Below are 18,105 nucleotides of genomic sequence, written 5' to 3'. Positions count from 1 at the left end.
CGGCGGCTGGTCTACGTGTGGCGCTCGAGCAGGTCGTAGCTGCGTTCCCACTCGGCGTCGTCGTCGAAGTAGCGCTCGGCCAGCGGCTCCTCCGGAAGTTCGCCGACGGCGGCTTTCTCTTCCTGGTAGGACGGCCGGTCCTCGTCGACGTAGTAGCGACCGGTCAGGACGGTTCCCTCGTTGAGGACGTCCTCGGTCTCGTGCATCATCTCGGCGGCCTCCTGTCGGTCGGTGACGTCGAAGTCGTAGTCGTCGGACTCCTGAACGTCGATGTACGGGACGTACTGACGCGCGTCCTTGTTCCAGGTCGGACACTGCGTCAGGAAGTCGACGTGAGCGAAGCCATCGTGTTCGATGGCCTCCGCGATGATCTCCTTGGCCTGGTTCGGGTTGACCGCGGCGGTGCGGGCGATGTAGCTCGCACCGGAGGTCAGCGACTGCGACAGCGGCCGGATCGGCGTCTTCGCGCTACCCGAGGGCTGGGTCTTGGACTTGTGCCCCTTCGGGCTCGTCGGCGAGGTCTGGCCCTTCGTCAGGCCGAAGATCTCGTTGTTGAACACGATGTAGGTCATGTCGTGGTTCTCCCGAGCCGTGTGAACGAAGTGGTTGCCGCCGATGCCGTACCCGTCGCCGTCACCGCCCGCGGCGATGACTTCGAGGTCGGTGTTGGCGAGTTTGGCGGCGCGGGCGACGGGCAGCGAACGCCCGTGGATCGTGTGGAACCCGTAGGTGTCCAGATAGCTGTTCAGCTTGCCCGAACAGCCGATCCCGGTGACGGTCAGTACCTCTTCGGGGGTCTTGCCGACTTCCGGTAGGGCCTGTTTCAGGGACTTCAGGACGCCGAAGTCGCCACAGCCCGGACACCAGGTCGGCTGTGGTTCGACGCCGGGGGTGAACTCGTCCCGGTCGATCTCTCGCTCCTCTCCGATTGCGTTGAATGCGCTCATTGTCAGTCACCTGCAGCAGGTTCGATTCGTACCTGTGCGGTCGGTTCGCGGTCCTCGTCGGCGAGATTGACCTCGTAGCCCTCGACGATTTCGGCGGGCTCGAACGGGTTGCCGTTGTACTTCAGCAGACTCGTGAGCTTCTCACCGAACCGCCCCAGCTCCTTCTGGAGCAGGCCGCGGAACTGCGCCGTGGCGTTCATCTCGACGACCAGCGCCTCGTCGACGCTCTCTAAGAACTCGGTCACCTCGTTCTCGGGGAACGGCATCATATCGGAGACGCTGAGCCCCTTGACGGAGTGGCCGTTCGCGTTGAGCCGCTCGATGGCCTCCTCGACCGCACCCTGTGAGGAGCCCCAGGTGATGATGCCGTACTCGGCCGTCTCGTCGCCGAAGTAGGTTTGGGTGGACTCGCGTTCCTCGTCGAGTTCCTCGCGGATCGACTCGAGCTTCTCGAGGCGGCGGTCCATCTGGGCGACGCGGTTGTCGGGGTCCTCGCTGATGTGGCCGACGGGGCTGTGTTCGTTACCCGTCGCGAGGTAGCGCCCACCCTTCTGTCCGGGAATCGAGCGCGACGCGACGCCGTTCTCGGCGTCCTCGTAATTGAAGCGCTTGAACTTCCCGGAGTTGTCGTGGGCGGCCTCGCGGAGTTCGTCCTCGGTCAGCGTCGACCCCAGGTCCGGCGAGACCTCGCGGTCGAAGAACTCGACATCGACGTTGGTGTTCTCGCCGGAGAGCTTCTGGTCGTAGATGATGATCGCCGGAATCTGGTAGTCCCAGGCGATGTCGAAGGCCAGTCGCGTCTGTTCGTAGGCCTCTTCGATATTGCCCGGTGCAAAGACGACCCGCTGGGAGTCGCCCTGGCTCGTGTAGAGCACGTGCTCCAAGTCGGCCTGTTCGGGCTTCGTCGGCATCCCCGTCGAGGGGCCGGCCCGCATCGCCTCGATCAGGACGACGGGCGTCTCGGTCATCTCGGCGAGTCCGAGCGGCTCGCTCATCAACGCGAAGCCGCCGCCGGAGGACCCGGACATGGCCTTGACGCCGGCGTGGCTCGCGCCGACCGCGAGCGCGGCTGCAGCGATCTCGTCTTCGACCTGTTCGGAGATGCCACCCATGTCGGGGAAGTTCTGGCTGAGGATTGTGAACACGTCTGTCCACGGCGTCATCGGGTAGCCGGAGATGAACCGGCAGCCGGCGTCGATCGCACCGTAGGCGATCGCGTTCGAACCCGACAGCAGGGCCTGTTCGGTATCGTGGGTTCCCTCGGGGACACGCAGGTCGTGCTCGAACTCGTACTCCTCCCGGGTCGTCTCGTAGGCCTCGTGGAGAATCTCGAGGTTGGACTCGAGAACATCCCCGCCCATGGCGTCGGCCATCAGGTCCTCGATGTGCTCGAGATCCATATCGAGCAGCGCCGCGGTTACGCCGACGCCGGCAGTGTTGCGCATGACCTCCCGGCCGTGTTCCCGCGCGAGTCCGCGCAAGTCCATCGGGAAGACGTGCCAGTTGTTCTCCTCGGCACGGGCCTCGAGATCGATCGCCTCGATGTCGTCCTCGCCGATGAGACCCTCATCGTAGACGATGATCCCACCCTCGCGGAGATCATCGAGGTTCTCCGAGAGGGGTTTGATCTCTTCGTTCCCGTAGTAGGCTTCCTCCTGCGGATTGCGGGCGAACGAGTCACCCAGCGAGAGCAGGAAGTTGTAGCCGTCACCACGTGACTGTACTTCGTGGTCCGCGGCCCGAATCTCGACGTACGTGTGGCCGCCGCGGATCCGCGACGGATAGTGGCGGTGTGTGAATACGTCGAGTCCCGAGCGCATCAGCGCCTTGGCGAAATTCTGGCTCGTCGAGTCGATCCCGTCGCCGGAACCGCCCGCGATTCGCCAGATAAGTTCGTCGCTGCTCATAGGTGGATCAGTGGCCAGTGGCCAACCGTACTCGGAATTTGCTCCACATAACCTAAAGACTTTGCTATAGATTACCAAGGAACTTTCGTGAAGAATGGACATCCTTTGAAGAATATGTATGAACGATCATTACTGTATTTACGAGACGCGTTCATAATTGCCCATATTCGCGCGCCGGATGATGTCGTCAGCTCCGACCGACTTGTGCTCGAGAACCGGCTGCGAATCGCCAACCGCCCGCGCCACTCGCCGGTCGTGGTCCTGTGTCGCCAACCCCCACACGACGGCGTCCGCTCGAGTCGGTCCACAGACGCCGCGATATCGACCAGTTCCGATGCGACGAATCGCTCGACGTAGCCGTCGACGACCGTGTCGCACTCGGCAACGCTCCTCGAGAAGAGTGCGCCGTCGTTCTGTCGTGTGACATGAGCGAGTTCGTGGGCCAGCAGGTGTTGGCCGTCGGCCGACCGGGGATCGTACTCGCCCGCATTGGCGACGATCGCGTTGCCGCAGGTAAACGCCTCGCGTCGACGGATTCGGCGACCTGAGCGGCTTTCCCGCCGGTGTGGATGCGTACGTCCGAGAAGTCCGCGTCCATCCGCTCCTTGAGCGACTGCCGAGGGTCCGGCTCGAGGGGTATGCTGCCGCTGCCGATAACGACGAGTATCTGATCGGATCGCTCGTTCTGGGGAGGGTGGCTTGTAGCGTCTGTCGGGTGTTTAATTCGCACTATTGTCATTCCGCTCTACTACCGATCTACTTGCTTCGAAAGATAGTTTAGAAACAGTGACGCACCGCACTGCTCGGGGACGGACGCCAGCGTCTGCGTCTCGCCGGTGACTTGGTGGCGAACCGTTCTGGTTAGACGCTTTCCCAGTCGATATCAGCGTCGGGATCGTGATAGGGCTGGAGAAAGTCGTAGCGCTGGAACTGCATCGTGTTGATATCCGCGCCCGGCCCTTGGACGTGGAACGGCTCTGGTGGCACCATTCCCATATGCACAAAGCAATCTCGTATCTGACATTTGATGTGCTGGACGACGTACTCCTGAAGGTCCTCGATCGAGTCGGGATCGTACGGAACGATTTCCAGACGGCAATCCGGATCGTCATCGATGTCCGGCAGTTGATCAGGGTCCTGGTGAATTCCCTTGCCGATCCGCCATCTCGGATAGACCGTCGGCGTTGCACGAATCCACTGCTCGGGATCGGTTTCATCGATGAACCCTTCTAAATCGTACTCCTCGGCTAGCGACGGGAACTTCTCGAGCAGACCGACCGATCCTGTCGGTTCGCTCTCGAGGAGTTCGGCAGCGTCTTGGAGGTAGGCGATGACATCCTCGTCCGTCAGCGATGTCGCCAACTCGGCCAACTCCTCGTCCTCGAGACCGAGATAGATCTCCTGTATGTGTTTACCCCCAGAAATCGCAGGAGGACAGTAGGTTCAAAATCGGGGAATTCAATTAGAAATCCGTAAAATTCGACCGCCGTNCTGAGAGATATATAAATCAAATAGAGGGTGCTGTTTTCAGCCGTCTCAGTGGCTCAGCCAGGAACTCTATGGGGGTAAACACATGCGATCTCCTTAGCGTAGACGAAAAACGTGTCCTCTCGAACGTCGTCCTCGACGTGTACGACCGGTTCTTGATCGGTGTTGTGACTCTTCAGTTGGCGATAGAGATCACCGAAGTGATCTTCGAACGCGTTCGTCGAAAGCGCCGCAACAATTATAGCAGCGTGGAGAAGCCGGTCCGGGTTCTTGTCGACATCTAAAGTATCGTATCCTCGTTCCCGATAGACGTAGTACTTCGCATATTGTTGTGCTTGTCCGACGTGTTTCATCCCTTCTGGTGAGCGTTCGTCCGGGTCGTCGGCATACCCATCCTGATCATGATAGGGAATATCCCCAGTTTCTTTTTCAATCGTGATATCATGCTCTATTCCGGTGTGGTCATTCACATATATTTTCACATAATCTTCATCTTCTCCCTCAATTTTTGCATCCATCATTCATCACCTTGGTTATAGGGATCCTCAGTATCACCAGTCTGGCTCCCGTACGTTACATCATCGAAGTGGGTGGCAAGTTGCTTGGCAAGTGCAGAATTTTTGCCAAGCCGTTCGGCGAACTCCTCGCTGTCGGCGAGTGCCGTCCCGAGTTTGCCGGCGATGGCGTCGGGAACGCTGGTGTCGTCGCCGACGATTCCGTCAGAGGCAGCCCCGCGGAGCATCGGTGCGACGGTCGCCGTCGCGATTCCCGTCAGTGCGGCTGCCCCGACGGTGCCGCCACTCAGAACCGTTGCCAGTACCCCCGCACTAGCCAGTCCGCTCGCAACGAGGCCCTCGGTTGCATTTTTCGCTCCCTTCTCATCGAGGGGGTTGAGATTTGTGACCGCGTTCTGGAGTCGCTCCGTGATCGACTGGGACCCTTCGGCGGCCTCCTCGAGATTTACATCGATCGGCCCGTTTTCGAGGTTCGATAGCCTCTCGTCGTGATCATTGACGGTCCCTTTGACGTCTTCAGGATCGAAGTCCGATAGCTTCTGGTCGTGATCATTGACGGTCCCTTTGACGTCTTTGATCTCCTCTTCGACGTCCTCAAGCCGGGAGTCGATGTTCTTCTTCCCGAGTTCTTGGCCAACCAATTTCTTAATTTGTGACGGTGTGTAGGCACCATCATCAGTGGACCGCTGAATCTGCATCTCTGCACCCATCCGGTTGATGGTCACCGGGCCGTCTTCCAGCGCGTTCTTGGCTGCCGCTTCGGCCTCGCGCTCGAGGGAGGAATCGGGATCAATCTCGAGGCCAACCTCTCTTAGGCATGTACTGATATCAGCCCCAATCTCCTGAGGGACACGGGTGAGACCGATCATCTTGTGCAGTTTAAATTGGATCGGAACGGTGTCTTGTAGGAGTCAGCGGAACGCCTCGGCGTCCGGATTGTGGGATTCGGGATAGAACTCAATATTGTCGTACCGCCAGGTAGACATAAACCGACCCATCCCGATCACCTGAAACTCTTCTGGTGGATGAACACCCATCTCGACGAACGAATCCCGAATCTGACAGCGAAGGTAGTGATCCATGAAGGATTTGAAATACTCGAGATCCTGCGGGTCAATCGGCAACAGTTCGATGACAGTGTCTGGGTCGCGCGCTGCCGGCTCGAGATGGTTGTCGACAGCTGTCAGATTTGGTCCGTTCGGATACTTGACGTAGAGTTGGGAGGTTTCGTCGATATACGTGCCCTCACTCAGGTCGAAGTCTGTCTCTTCTACACGACCAGTGAATTCGCCGGCATATTCTGCCCACGTATCAAGCTCATCCGCCGAGACGTCAGTGAGATCGATATTGGCGGCCGATTGGTCGATATCAAGGCCGTACTCGTCGGCAAGTTGCCCACCAATGTCGGTCTCGAAGGGATCAACTCCAAGATAGATCTTCTGACAGAAGATGCTTGGGTCAGTAGCTTCCGGTGGAACAGTAATTGCAGGAGAGGTGCCGTTGCCCTCCTCGTAAGCGAGTTGCTGATAGAGGTCGCCGAAGTGGCGTTCAAATTCCGCAGCACTCATCTCGTTGATCGCCTTCCGGACGGCGTTAATTCGAATGGGGTTTTCAGCCGCTGGAACCGTATCGTATCCTCGTTCAGCCAAGACGAAGTATTTCGCAAACCGGCGGGTCTGGTTCACCCGTTCATTTTCTTCCTCTGTCCGCTCGGCTGGATTGTCAGGATACCCGTCTTGCTGATGTGCTGTGACTTCACCATCGAAAGTCATCTCGATAATGTGTTCAGCGCCATCATTATCCCGAAGATTCACTCCAACGAGTTCATCACTTTCACCAGTAATTACAGCCTTCATGAATTACACCTGGCCCCCCTGGCCAACACCTGTTAATTCAGATCCGGTAGATTCTCTCTCATTCTCTAGTCGTTCGATTTTATCTTCAAGTTTCTTATATTTCTGGTGGAGGTCTTCGATGGACGCAGCGTGCTCTTTTGGGAGCGTATAATCGGTTACCTGCTTAGCCATGTCACTGGCGGCTCCGCCGAGTATCTCGCCGCCCAGCGTTCCGCCGATCTGGTACCCAGCGGCAGCGCCCGCAGCGGTCCCAACCGGCCCGGCGAAACCCCCGACAGCACCCCCAAGAAGGGTACCGAGGCTTCCACCGCCGACCTTCCCGACGATTTTTCCACCTGCACCAGCGAGCGAGCCGATCGCGCCCTTGGTCATCGCCTGAGAGAGATCGCTTCCGACCGACCTCATCTTGCCCAGGAATCCACTGTTCTCAGCCGAGTTGCCTGACTGCTCGAGCGATCCGCGCGCAGTATCGCGTTCGGGACCGGCCGCAGTCGGATCTGATTCGGCCCGGTCTTCGACGTGGCCGCGATAGTAGTTGTCGACGATCTCGAGGACGTCGTCTTTGGTGACGTACTCGGCTTCGCCTTTGGCCGATCGCTGGACGTGAACGTCCGTTCCCATCCGATTGATCGTCAGCGGCTCACCGGCCAACGCCTCGGTGGCCGCCTCGTCGGCTTCCCGCTCTAACTGCGGGTCGGGATCGATCTCGAGGTCCGCATTCGATTTTGGCTTCATCGAGAGCGGCGCGCCGCCGTGTTGCTGTTTGACGTGGGCGAGTTCGTGGGCCAGCAGGTGTTGGCCGTCGGCCGACCGGGGATCGTATTCGCCCGAATTGAAGACGATCGCGTTGCCGCAGGTAAACGCCTTCGCGTCGATCGATTCGGCCGCTTGAGCGGCTTTCCCGCCGGTGTGGATGCGTACGTCCGAGAAGTCCGCGTCCATCCGCTCGCCGAGTTTGCGCTGGATCGAGAAATCGAGGGGCATACCGCCGCTACCGATGACGTCCAGGACCTCGTCNAAGTCCGCGTCCATCCGCTCGCCGAGTTTGCGCTGGATCGAGAAATCGAGGGGCATACCGCCGCTACCGATGACGTCCAGGACCTCGTCCTCGGTCGTGTCCGCACCCTTGAGCGGGCTCTGATTCTGCTGTTCGGTTGAAGGCTGGGAAATCGGACCGAGACTGAGTAGGTCGTTTTCGTCGATCAGCGTAGGAGCTGTTGAGGCAGTGCCAGCGAGTGCGTTCCGTGGGGAAGTTGGCCGATTGGTCATCGTGGGCGATATCGTCGACCGAACGGTGCTCGAGCAGGGGATCGTTTTCGAGTGAATGGAGACAGTATTCGACGATTCGAGGTTGGAGTTAGAGCGGAACCGGCGCGCGGTAGCCGGGGATGTCGGCTTCCGGGTCCCAGTAGTCCGGATAGAAATCGAAGTGGCGGTATTTCCCGGTGTATTTGTACTTGCCGTGGCCGAGCGTCCGATACTGACGTGGCGGCTCGAGACCCATTCCGATGAAACAGTCTCGGATTTGACACAGGAGGTTGTGACAGAGGTAAAATCCGAAGACGTCCTCGTCAAATTGTGCCGGAATGAGTTCGATCGTCGCGTCGGGGTCGCGGTCGAAGGGGTCGGGTCCCTCGATCGTCCGGTCGTCGTTGGTGTCTTCGTAGTACATCGTATCGATCCCGGAGACACCCTCGATGGTGAGATCAACCGAATCGCTGGTACCACCCAGCAGTGAGTGAACCGACGACATGAAGCCACCGCTTCCAGTTCCCGAAATCGGGTTCCCGCCGCTCAGGAGGTCATCCACGGCATTCTCGTCGAGAATCTCGCTCGCCGGCTGCTGTAACTCCTTGCGGAACGTCTCCAAGTCTTCCTCGAGATAGACGTGCTGTTTGTAGACGAGTGCCTCCTGACTGTAGACCTCCGGGGGGAGGTCCAGCGGTGGCTCGATCTCCGGGAAATCGTGGCTCGCGACCTGCTCGAACAGCGTCCGGAAGTGGCGATCGAACGCCTCTTCACCCAGATCGAGGATCGCTAGCAGGACGGCCGCGATCCGGTCAGGATTCTCCGTATTCGGGATCGTATCGTAATCTAGCTCTCGATAAACGTGATATCGGGCGAAGCGGCGGGCTTGCGAGAAACTTTCATCCTCTTCATTTGTACGTTCTGATGGCTTCGGATATGTATCTGATTTATGGGCTTTTATTTCTCCATTAAACCCAACAACCGTTCTATGTTCCATCTCACGATCATCGATAATTTTCAGCCCTACTCCCTCAGCAATCTCATCTTTTATAGTCCCTTCCATGATTACAGCCCAACCTTCCCAAGCAGCCCATCTTCGTCTGATTCTTCCGCCTCTTCACGCTGTCCTTTCTCGTCGTCGTTGAAGATCGAAAGTCGATCTTTGAGACTCTTGAATCCGTCACCCAGTTTCTCGAGCATTCCCGCGCCGTCGATGGCCTGCTGGAGGCCGTAGGTGCCACCAGCGAGAACCGCTGTCAGGCCGGCAGCGGCCACGACATCACTGTTTTGAGCGAGCGTCGGCAAGAGTTCCATCAGCATCTCGTTGCCCGCGATGGCGTCACCGAGATCAGTCTCGGTCGCCGCTCGCGTCCCCGCGGTGATCCCACTGGCCCCGACAGCTGCAACGGCACCGGCCGTCTTGTCCGTCCAGCCACTGTGCACTTCGTCCTCGAGCGCACGCAGGTTGGATTTCGTGTCCTGAATCTCCCGCTGATTTTGAGTGACGGTTTCCTGCAGGTCGACCACCGCGTCAGTAAGCGTATCGAGCCCCTCATAGGTCATCGACTCGGCGCTCTTCGCCACTCGCTGGACGTGAACGTCGGTCCCCATCCGATTGATCGTCAGTGGCTCACCCGCCAACGCCTCGGTGGCCGCCTCGTCGGCTTCCCGCTCTAACTGCGGGTCGGGATCGATCTCGAGAGCAGGAACCACCAGAGACATGGGGAGTGTTAGTTAGACGTTCTCCCAGTCGATCTCCGCGTCGGGATCGTGATAGGGCTGGAAAGAGTCGGCAAAGCGCTGATACCAATCCGTCAGACGGTTCATGCCGGGACCGGTTACCTGCAGCGGCTCGGGTGGTGTCACACCCATCTGAACGTAGCAGTCTCGAGCCTGACATTTCAGGTTGTGGACCGCGTACTCTTGGAGAGCTTCGAGTGAGTCAGGATTGTGTGGGATCAATTCCAGTTGGGCATCTGGACCTCGATCGATAGCTGGTTCGTCGTTTAATTCGCCGTAAAGTTCATCACCAATCTGCCATTTGATGTGCAGGCCGGATGTCGCTTCGATCCAGTCGGCCGGCTCAAGTGCTTGCTCCCGTTCGGCCAGTCCGTGCTCACTCGCCAGCGCGGTCAACTCGTCGGCGACGGTCGCCGCATCGCCGCCCGCGAGGACGCGTTCGGCCTCGTCCAAGTACTCCTGAACTACCGGCTCGTCGAACTGTTCGACTAACTTCGCGATGCCGTCCCGTCCGAATCCGAGGTAGATATCCATCGCGTAGTAGTAAAAGACATCCTCGGTGTAGAGTTTCTCCGGAATCTCAATGGCCGGCTCGGCGTCTTCGGTGTGGTGTTTGAATTGCTGGTAGAACGGGCCGAAGTACTCCTCGAACGTGTCCGTGTCCATCGCCGACAGGACGAGAGCGGCAATCGTGAGCCTGTCCGGGTCTTCCCGCGCAGGAATCGTCTGATACCCCTTCTCTTGGTAGACGTAGTACTTCGCGTAATGCTGTGCCTGTGTCACGTGCCGCGAACCGTCCGGAGAGCGCTCGCTCGGCTCGTCCGGATACCCGTCTTGTTCATAGTACTTGATTTCTCCATCAAACTCCATTTCGATGACGTGCTCAGCATCATTGTTATCAAGGAGGTTTACACCGACTCGCTCATCGTTTTCACCGGTGATGACGGCTTTCATTTCGTTACTTCACCTCCTTTTCCGACACCCTGGGAGTCACCCAGTCCACTTCCCCCATCGAACCGCCTAGCAATTTTGTCGAGGAACTGCTCGTTAGTGGCAAGTTGCTCTGCAAGGGCATCGTTGCTGGCGATTTTTTCGGCGAACTCCTGGCTCTGGGTAAGTTTTCCTTCGACGTGTTCTGCGACTGCGGCAGGGGTTGCGCCACCGCTTTCCGAGAGGGCCGCATCGGCCCCATCGGCCGTCGCTCCGACGATAGTCGACGCGAGCATCGGCATCAGTGCCGCCATCGTACCACCATCTAGCCCGCCGACGGAAGCCGACGCGATCAACCCTGCTGCTCCTGCCGCACCGCGCTTGAGACTCCCTTTGCCACTGCCGGAGAAGAACTCCGCCAGCGCTTCCGACCCCAGCAGTGTCTCCGTGTCCGTCTTGAGGTCGATGTCGTTAGCATCGACCGCCTCGAGGTTCGATAGCCTCTCGTCGTGATCATTGACGGTCCCTTTGACGTCTTTAGGATTGAAGTCCGATAGCTTCTGGTCGTGCTCCTGAACTTGCTCGTCAAGGGCAGCGAGGTCTTCTTCTAACGAGCCGATGTTCTCTAGGGTGCTCGCTGTTACTGCTTTCCCCAATCGCTGGACGTGAACGTCCGTTCCCATCCGGTTGATCGTCAGTGGCTCACCCGCCAACGCCTCCGTTGCGGCCTCGTCGGCTTCTCGTTCTAACTGTGGATCAGGGTCGATCTCGAGGTCCGCATTCGATTTTGGCTTCATCGAGAGCGGTGCGCCGCCGTGTTGCTGTTTGACGTGGGCGAGTTCGTGGGCCAGCAGGTGTTGGCCGTCGGCCGACCGGGGATCGTATTCGCCCGAATTGAAGACGATCGCGTTGCCGCAGGGAAACGCCTTCGCGTCGATCGATTCGGCCGCTTNGCCAGCAGGTGTTGGCCGTCGGCCGACCGGGGATCGTATTCGCCCGAATTGAAGACGATCGCGTTGCCGCAGGTAAACGCCTTCGCGTCGATGGATTCGGCGGCCTGAGCGGCTTTCCCGCCGGTGTGGATGCGTACGTCCGAGAAGTCCGCGTCCATCCGTTCGCCGAGTTCGCGCTGGATCGAGAAATCGAGGGGCATGCCGCCGCTGCCGATGACGTCCAGGACCTCGTCGGGGACCTCGTCTTCGGTCGTGTCCGCGCCCTTGAGCGCGCGCTGGATGTTCTCCTCGCGGATCGAGAAGTCGTCGTCCCCGAGAGCGGGGACGGCGGCCGGGTGCTCGACTGCGCCCGGATGCTCGACAGCGTCCGGGNCCCTTGAGCGCGCGCTGGATGTTCTCCTCGCGGATCGAGAAGTCGTCGTCCCCGAGAGCGGGGACGGCGGCCGGGTGCTCGACTGCGCCCGGATGCTCGACAGCGTCCGGGTACTCAACGGCGGCTGGATGCTCGACGACATCCGGCCGGTCGACCGCATCCGGGTGCTGCTTGCGCGTCCGCTGGACCGAACTCGTCGTCGTTGTGGTCCTGCTCGAGGACTCGGCCTCNGGATGCTCGACGACATCCGGCCGGTCGACCGCATCCGGGTGCTGCTTGCGCGTCCGCTGGACCGAACTCGTCGTCGTTGTGGTCCTGCTCGAGGACTCGGCCTCGGATTCGGCCTCGGACTCGCGGTTCGACCGGGTGCGGTTCTTATGTCCCATCGCTGTTCCCTCCCCGCCCGCCGTAGCGGACCATCGCGGGTCCGTCGTGGAATCGACGGCTCATTTGCTTCCACTTGCTCCTATCATAGTATAANTTCTTATGTCCCATCGCTGTTCCCTCCCCGCCCGCCGTAGCGGACCATCGCGGGTCCGTCGTGGAATCGACGGCTCATTTGCTTCCACTTGCTCCTATCATAGTATAACACTTTCTCTCCGCGTAGTACACGGGGCGACACCCGTTGAAGAATCGACGCCGAGACGTTACTCCGTCGACACCACCGACTCGAGGCGAGGACGGGGTCGTATCCGCCGTGTGAGGCGTCAGCAGTCGAAACGACGGCGGGGAAGGCTGGAAGCGTCCGCGATCGTCACGGCCGGGATCGATGTCGACGGGGGAGGAGGAGTCGGGTCCGGCCGTGGGTCGCGGTCCAGCGCAGCGATCCGGATCGGTCGCCGCCATGACGCGGCCGCTCGAGCGAGCGCGGCGAGGTGCACCCTCGCCGGTGCCGCCGTCGTCCGAGCCAGCCGACAGGGCTATCGCTCCCGGTCGGANCCTCGGACGCACCGCTCTTCGTCTCGAGCGAACGGACTGTCGGGCGAGACGTTTATGTCTCGGGAGCGGATACGCAAGCATGGCTTCGACCTCACCGGGTTGGAAGCCACGTCTCGGGTGTCCTTAGCACCCGGGGCATTTCAGCGCATGCCCCCCGCGACTGTTCTGGAGACGACAGCTTCCACCAGGGGCTATTACCTATAGTGACTTATATCTAGTGGCGACCGACTGGAACCATCCCCGTCGGAGACGGGTCCGGCGTCGAACGGTCCCATCGAACAGGACGACCCCTGTCCCCTCATGTCGGGTTGGCCGACCGACTCTGGTGGGAGCGGGGCGGCATCCACACGGGTCACCGCGTGCGGAGTGGCCAGTGCGGGCCGGGATGTCGCTTACCGATACCGACTGCGGGTCGATCCGAGAAGACGAACGCGCGGCCCGTCGAACTACTCGTTGCGCGGGCTGCTTGGGTGGTACTCGGTGTCGTACTCGCCGGGCCGGTCGTCGACGCGGTCGGGGTTGAGCCGGCCCGACAGCAGCATGAAGTCGACCAGCGTCAGCGCGAGCATCGCCTCGACGACGGGCACGCCCCGCGGCGGGAGCACGGGGTCGTGGCGGCCGATGACCTGCTCCTCTTTGAGTTCGCCCGTCTCCCAATCCGCAGTCTGCTGGGACGTGGGAATCGAGGTGGGTGCGTGCAGCGTGACCTCGCCGTAGATCGGTTCGCCGCTCGAGATGCCGCCCTGAATCCCGCCGTGGTCGTTCTCGACCGGCGTCGGATCGCCGTCGTCGTCGAACGCCCACTCGTCGTTTCGCTCCGTGCCGGTCCACTCCGCCGCCTCGGTACCAAGCCCGAACTCGAACGCCGTCGTCGCCGGCACCGCCATCATCGCCTGCCCGAGCCGCGCCGAAAGGGAGTCGAACCGGGGTGCGCCGAGGCCGACCGGAACGCCTTGCGCCTCGAAGTAGATGCTGCCGCCGATGGAGTCGCCCGCCTCCTGGTACTCCGCGATCCGCTCTTGCATCCGCTCGGCGGTCTCGGGGTGAGCACAGCGGACGTCGTTCTCCTCCGAGTGCTCGAGAATGTCCGCGAAACTCACGTCGGGCGCTTCGATGTCGCCGATCTGATTGACGTGAGCTTTGAGTTCGATCCCCTCCCGTGCGAGAATCTTTTTCGCGATCGCGCCCGCGGCGACCCAGTTGACGGTCTCCCGGGCCGACGAACGGCCGCCGCCGCCCCAGTTTCGCGTGCCGAACTTCGCCGAGTACGTGAAGTCGCCGTGCGAGGGCCGTGGCGCGGTGATGAAGGGTTCGTACTTGCCCGAGCGGGCGTCCTTGTTCTGGATGACCAGGCCGATCGGCGTCCCCGTCGTGTAGCCGTCCTGAATCCCCGACTTGATCGAGACCGCGTCGGGTTCGCCGCGGCTGGTCGTGATCATCGACTGGCCCGGCTTTCGCCGGTCGAGGTCCTCCTGAATGTCCTCCGCCGAGAGCTCGAGGCCGGCGGGACAGCCCGAGACGGTACAGCCCATCGCCTCCCCGTGGCTCTCGCCGAACGTGGTCACCTGAAAGAGGCGACCGAAGCGGTTGCCGTTCATTACCACGTCTTCGGAGACGGGGCCACTTAGCGGTGCAGGTTCGCGCACGAACTGCGATCGAGCGTCCGTCCCTCGCTCGAGAAAGTCGCTCCCTCGTCGCAGCATCGAGTTCCCTCCGCGACCGTTCGGCACCGATGGACGGACCCGACGGAAGGGCCTCGGGTGACGGCCCCCCAGACGAAGTGGCTGCGGTTCGACATCGTGGGTGCGATTCTCCGGGCCGCCTTTCTCCTCCTCGTCGTCGCGGCCCGCCGCACGCCATCGATGAGTTATTTCACCGCCCATAGCGTAGCGTGTCGAAATGAACCACGCGGGAGACGAGCGCGGGAGACGACGCGGCCGCGTTTCGATGACTCGAGGGATGAACGCATGACCTCGGTAATCGACCTGTTCGTTCGAGTCGCCGGCGAAGACCCGGTGATCCAGGGGCTCCTCGGCGGGATCGTTATCGCGGCGTTGAACCTGTTCGGGGCGTCGCTGGTGCTCGTCTGGCGCGATCCATCGGAGCGCGCACTCGACGGCGCGCTCGGGTTCGCGGCCGGCGTGATGCTCGCCGCGGCCTTCACGAGCCTCATCGTCCCGGGAATCGAGCAGTACTCCGGCGGGAACCCGATTCCGACGCTCGTGGGCGTCGCGCTCGGGGCGATCTTTCTGGATCGGGCCGATGGGCTCGTCCCGCACGCACATTATCTGTTGACCGGGAACAGGCGGGCGGACGAGGCGAATCCGAGCACGTCCCTTCCGCTCGATCGCGATCGGTTGGCTCCCGTCGTCCTGTTCATCCTGGCGATCACGCTTCACAACATGCCCGAGGGACTGGCCGTGGGCGTCGGCTTCGGCTCGGGCAACGTCGAGAACGCGATCCCGCTCATGCTCGCTATCGGCATCCAGAACGTTCCCGAAGGGCTCGCCGTCTCGGTGGCCGCGATCAACGCCGGGCTTGACCGACGCTTCTACGCGGCCGTCGCCGGCGTGCGTTCGGGGCTCGTCGAAATTCCGCTCGCGGTGCTGGGGGCGCTCGCAGTGAGCGCCGTCGAGCCGATCCTTCCCTACGCGATGGGGTTCGCTGCAGGGGCGATGCTCTTCGTCATCTCCGACGAAATCATCCCCGAAACCCACATCCACGGATACGAACGGACCGCGACGCTCGGACTGATGGCCGGCGTGATCGTAATGCTCTACCTCGACGTCAGTTTCGGATAGCAACTCCCCGACTCGAGCGACCGTCGGCCGGAGACGGCGGTGACCCCCGCCCCGTGACGAACCGCGCTCCCGTCCGAACGACCCGTGCACGATCGGTTCCCGCGGCGATCGCACCTCACGAACTGATGCGTTATATCTACATAACTTACGAATATCCATGATACTGCATATTAGAATAAGATTATATACTATCCCGTCCTTCTAGGCAGTAGGAAGTTTTCTTCCGCTACCATGACTGCACCCACTCTCGTCACAGACACGCGCAACACGTTCGAAAGCACCATCGGCGGCTACACGGTCGGCGGCCGCGCCCACAGCCTCTCGGCCTGGTTCGTCCTCTCGCTCCGGCTCATGATGGGCTGGGCGTTCGCCTACTCCGGGTTCACGAAACTCGTCGCGGCCGAACCGTTCAGCGCCGGCGGCTACCTGACCGCCGTCGCGGCGACCAACGGCAACCCGCTCGCGGACCTCTTCGCCTGGATGGGCTCGACGCCGTGGTTCGTCGAGTTCGCGAACGTCGCCGTCCCGTGGGGCGAGCTCCTGATCGGCCTCGGGCTGCTCGTCGGCGCGCTCGTCCGGCTCGCGGCGTTCTTCGGCGCGCTCATGATGCTCATGTTCTACTTCGGGAACTGGGACATCGCCCACGGGGTCATCAACGGCGACTTCGCGTACATGCTCGTCTTCCTCGCCGTCGCCGCCTTCGGTGCCGGGCGCATCCTCGGGCTCGACGCCTGGATCGAGAGCTACGACCTCGGCGGCGAACCCCTCCTCGAGCGCTACCCCCGCCTCGAGTACATCCTCGGCTAAGGGGTTTCGCTCTCCGGAACTGTCGTGGTCGCCGTTCCCGATCCTCGGGTCGCCGTCCCGCCCTTCCGCGCGGGGCGACCCGACGCCCTCGACCGCCTTTTGTCTCGTCCGTTTCGTCGTCCGCTCGCGGATCGCTCGGCTCTCCGTTCGCGTCGACGCGGTTCCCGCTCGCAACACTCGGACCGGAACGCCCCGACCGGTCCGGTCAGGGGAGTTCGAACTCGATCGCCGCACCTTGTCCGAAGCCGACACACTCGGTCGCGATGCCGCGGTCGACGCCCCGGCGGTTCATCTCGTGGACGAGCGTCACCGGCAGGCGCGCGCCGGAACAGCCCAGCGGGTGACCGATCGATATCGCGCCGCCGTTGACGTTCAGCCGATCGTCCGGAATGCCGAGTTCGCGCTGGGAGTACAGCGTCTGGCTGGCGAAGGCTTCGTTGATCTCGACGAGACCGTAGTCGTCGATCTCGCGGTCCGCGCGCTCGAGGAGGCCCTCGGTCGCGGGGACCGGGCCGACGCCCATGATCGTCGGGTCGACGCCGGCGACGTAGCTGGTGCCGACTTCCGCGAGGACCTCGAGATCGTTCTCGTCGGCGAAGTCGCGACTGGTGAGCATGACGCCGGCCGCGCCGTCGGCGATCTGCGAGGCGTTGCCGGGCGTGACGGTACCGTCCTCCGTGAACACGGTCGGCAGTTCGGCGAGTTTCTCGGGGGTCGTGCCGGGACGGAGCCCCTCGTCCTCGTCGTGGACGCCGTCGTCGGTCTCGATGGGCACGATCTCGTCGTCGAACCGGCCCGCTTCGGTGGCTTCGACCGCACGCTGCTGACTGCGTGCGCCGTACTCGTCTTGCTCTTCGCGGCTGATATCGTACTCCGCGGCGACTTTTTCGGCGGTCATCCCCATCTGGAGGTTCCGCATGCCGTACTTCTCGTCGAGCTTGGGGTACATGTCGCCGGCGTCGCCGCCCCCCATCTTGACGCGGCTCATGCTCTCGACGCCGCCCGCGATGACCGCGTCCTGGCGGCCCGCGGCGATCGAGTCCGCGGCGCTGATGATCGCCTGGGCGGAGGAGGCACACTGACGGTCGATGGTCGTCGCGGGGACCGACTCGCCCAGCTCCGAGAAGAGCGCGATCTGTCGCGCGATGTTCGTCCGCTGCTCCGAGCGCTGCTGGGCACACCCCCACATCAGGTCGTCGATGTCGTCGCCCTCGATGCCCGTCTCCGCGAGCATCTCGTCGACCAGCGGGATCGAGAGATCCTCGCTGCGGACGCCCGCGAGCGCGCCGTCCTCTTTCCCCTGGGCTGTCCTAACAGCGCTAACGATTACTGGCGTGTTGCCTGACATTGTTCATCACAATTTTTCGTAGTCATAAATAGCTGCGCCCTCCGGAACGCGACGGGCGGCCCCGTCGCCCATCCATCGGTGGCGGTCTCGAGCGATCGGCCACGAGGACGGCCCCACGTTCCAGGGCGAGCACGTGCAGGTCAGTTCCGAGGCAAGGCACAGTTCTCCGGCGAGATCACCGCTGGGGACGCCCTCACGGTCGCGTTCCGAACGCTGATCCCGGCGAATACCTCGCGGTCTCCTGGCTCGGACC

At 61.7% G+C, this 18,105-nt stretch carries 14 protein-coding genes and 2 pseudogenes; 2 read left to right on the top strand and 14 right to left on the bottom strand.

The annotated features are described in order from the left end of the window. Window positions 1–11: 11 nt before the first annotated feature. The 13 genes and pseudogenes from C487_RS08490 to aroC all read right to left on the bottom strand — a co-directional run bounded on the left by C487_RS08490 (window position 12) and on the right by aroC (window position 14,494). The gene (locus C487_RS08490; protein ID WP_006185315.1) at window positions 12–947 is read right to left on the bottom strand and encodes a thiamine pyrophosphate-dependent enzyme; all 936 of its coding nucleotides are present in this window, start codon (window positions 945–947) and stop codon (window positions 12–14) included. Between the two features lie 2 nt (window positions 948–949). Further along, complete coding sequence (locus tag C487_RS08485; RefSeq protein WP_006185314.1) at window positions 950–2,854, bottom strand: 2-oxoacid:acceptor oxidoreductase subunit alpha; 1,905 nt, start codon at window positions 2,852–2,854, stop codon at window positions 950–952. Between the two features lie 392 nt (window positions 2,855–3,246). Next, a pseudogene (locus C487_RS21475) lies at window positions 3,247–3,593 on the bottom strand (eCIS core domain-containing protein); the annotation flags it as partial. Between the two features lie 122 nt (window positions 3,594–3,715). Then, window positions 3,716–4,225 (bottom strand): hypothetical protein, encoded by a 510-nt coding sequence (locus C487_RS08475; RefSeq protein ID WP_049908032.1) that lies wholly within the window; start codon window positions 4,223–4,225, stop codon window positions 3,716–3,718. 173 nt (window positions 4,226–4,398) lie between these two features. Further along, window positions 4,399–4,860, bottom strand: a complete 462-nt coding sequence (locus tag C487_RS08470; protein WP_152422484.1) for a hypothetical protein — start codon at window positions 4,858–4,860, stop codon at window positions 4,399–4,401. Next, window positions 4,860–5,726: a hypothetical protein gene (locus C487_RS21205; RefSeq protein WP_006185312.1), complete on the bottom strand. Its 867-nt coding sequence runs from the start codon at window positions 5,724–5,726 to the stop codon at window positions 4,860–4,862. Before C487_RS21205 ends, C487_RS08470 begins: the two co-directional genes overlap by 1 nt. A 42-nt stretch (window positions 5,727–5,768) precedes the next feature. Further along, window positions 5,769–6,713: a hypothetical protein gene (locus C487_RS08460; protein WP_049908030.1), complete on the bottom strand. Its 945-nt coding sequence runs from the start codon at window positions 6,711–6,713 to the stop codon at window positions 5,769–5,771. 3 nt (window positions 6,714–6,716) lie between these two features. Next, entirely contained in the window at window positions 6,717–7,982 is a 1,266-nt protein-coding gene (locus tag C487_RS08455) for an eCIS core domain-containing protein (RefSeq protein WP_006185309.1), read from the bottom strand. Window positions 7,983–8,070: 88 nt separating this feature from the next. Next, window positions 8,071–8,958, bottom strand: a complete 888-nt coding sequence (locus C487_RS08450; RefSeq protein WP_006185308.1) for a hypothetical protein — start codon at window positions 8,956–8,958, stop codon at window positions 8,071–8,073. A gap of 68 nt (window positions 8,959–9,026) precedes the next feature. Continuing rightward, the gene (locus tag C487_RS21305) at window positions 9,027–9,683 is read right to left on the bottom strand and encodes a hypothetical protein (RefSeq protein WP_006185306.1); all 657 of its coding nucleotides are present in this window, start codon (window positions 9,681–9,683) and stop codon (window positions 9,027–9,029) included. A 12-nt stretch (window positions 9,684–9,695) separates the two neighbouring features. Continuing rightward, the gene (locus tag C487_RS08440) at window positions 9,696–10,655 is read right to left on the bottom strand and encodes a hypothetical protein (protein ID WP_006185305.1); all 960 of its coding nucleotides are present in this window, start codon (window positions 10,653–10,655) and stop codon (window positions 9,696–9,698) included. Between the two features lie 631 nt (window positions 10,656–11,286). Then, a pseudogene (locus C487_RS22210) lies at window positions 11,287–11,865 on the bottom strand (eCIS core domain-containing protein); the annotation flags it as partial. 1,477 nt (window positions 11,866–13,342) lie between these two features. After that, window positions 13,343–14,494 (bottom strand): chorismate synthase, encoded by a 1,152-nt coding sequence (gene aroC, locus C487_RS08420; RefSeq protein WP_006185303.1) that lies wholly within the window; start codon window positions 14,492–14,494, stop codon window positions 13,343–13,345. 369 nt (window positions 14,495–14,863) lie between these two features. On the opposite strand from aroC, the gene C487_RS08415 reads away from it, so the two are divergent. Then, on the top strand, window positions 14,864–15,697 hold the full coding sequence (locus C487_RS08415) for a ZIP family metal transporter (RefSeq protein ID WP_006185302.1): 834 nt from the start codon (window positions 14,864–14,866) through the stop codon (window positions 15,695–15,697). Window positions 15,698–15,928: 231 nt separating this feature from the next. Beyond that, complete coding sequence (locus C487_RS08410) at window positions 15,929–16,504, top strand: DoxX family membrane protein (protein ID WP_006185301.1); 576 nt, start codon at window positions 15,929–15,931, stop codon at window positions 16,502–16,504. A 205-nt stretch (window positions 16,505–16,709) separates the two neighbouring features. Here the strand turns inward: C487_RS08410 and C487_RS08405 are convergent, their stop codons facing one another. Further along, on the bottom strand, window positions 16,710–17,852 hold the full coding sequence (locus C487_RS08405) for a thiolase family protein (protein WP_006185300.1): 1,143 nt from the start codon (window positions 17,850–17,852) through the stop codon (window positions 16,710–16,712). Window positions 17,853–18,105: the final 253 nt, after the last annotated feature.

It is taken from the genome of Natrinema pallidum DSM 3751 (assembly GCF_000337615.1).
GTDB lineage: Archaea > Halobacteriota > Halobacteria > Halobacteriales > Natrialbaceae > Natrinema > Natrinema pallidum.
Note: the sequence above shows the minus strand (reverse complement) of the source record. Positions and strands in the feature narration are given on the sequence as shown.

What these genes read in the sequence shown, in the direction of transcription:
- C487_RS08490 (WP_006185315.1), bottom strand. Translation starts at nt 947, where the DNA reads ATGAGCGCATTCAACGCAATCGGAGAGGAGCGAGAGATCGACCGGGAC.
- C487_RS21305 (WP_006185306.1), bottom strand. Translation starts at nt 9,683, where the DNA reads ATGTCTCTGGTGGTTCCTGCTCTCGAGATCGATCCCGACCCGCAGTTA.
- C487_RS21205 (WP_006185312.1), bottom strand. Translation starts at nt 5,726, where the DNA reads ATGATCGGTCTCACCCGTGTCCCTCAGGAGATTGGGGCTGATATCAGT.
- C487_RS08410 (WP_006185301.1), top strand. Translation starts at nt 15,929, where the DNA reads ATGACTGCACCCACTCTCGTCACAGACACGCGCAACACGTTCGAAAGC.
- aroC (WP_006185303.1), bottom strand. Translation starts at nt 14,494, where the DNA reads ATGAACGGCAACCGCTTCGGTCGCCTCTTTCAGGTGACCACGTTCGGC.
- C487_RS08470 (WP_152422484.1), bottom strand. Translation starts at nt 4,860, where the DNA reads ATGGATGCAAAAATTGAGGGAGAAGATGAAGATTATGTGAAAATATAT.
- C487_RS08405 (WP_006185300.1), bottom strand. Translation starts at nt 17,852, where the DNA reads ATGTCAGGCAACACGCCAGTAATCGTTAGCGCTGTTAGGACAGCCCAG.
- C487_RS08440 (WP_006185305.1), bottom strand. Translation starts at nt 10,655, where the DNA reads ATGAAAGCCGTCATCACCGGTGAAAACGATGAGCGAGTCGGTGTAAAC.
- C487_RS08460 (WP_049908030.1), bottom strand. Translation starts at nt 6,713, where the DNA reads ATGAAGGCTGTAATTACTGGTGAAAGTGATGAACTCGTTGGAGTGAAT.
- C487_RS08485 (WP_006185314.1), bottom strand. Translation starts at nt 2,854, where the DNA reads ATGAGCAGCGACGAACTTATCTGGCGAATCGCGGGCGGTTCCGGCGAC.
- C487_RS08415 (WP_006185302.1), top strand. Translation starts at nt 14,864, where the DNA reads ATGACCTCGGTAATCGACCTGTTCGTTCGAGTCGCCGGCGAAGACCCG.
- C487_RS08450 (WP_006185308.1), bottom strand. Translation starts at nt 8,958, where the DNA reads ATGGAACATAGAACGGTTGTTGGGTTTAATGGAGAAATAAAAGCCCAT.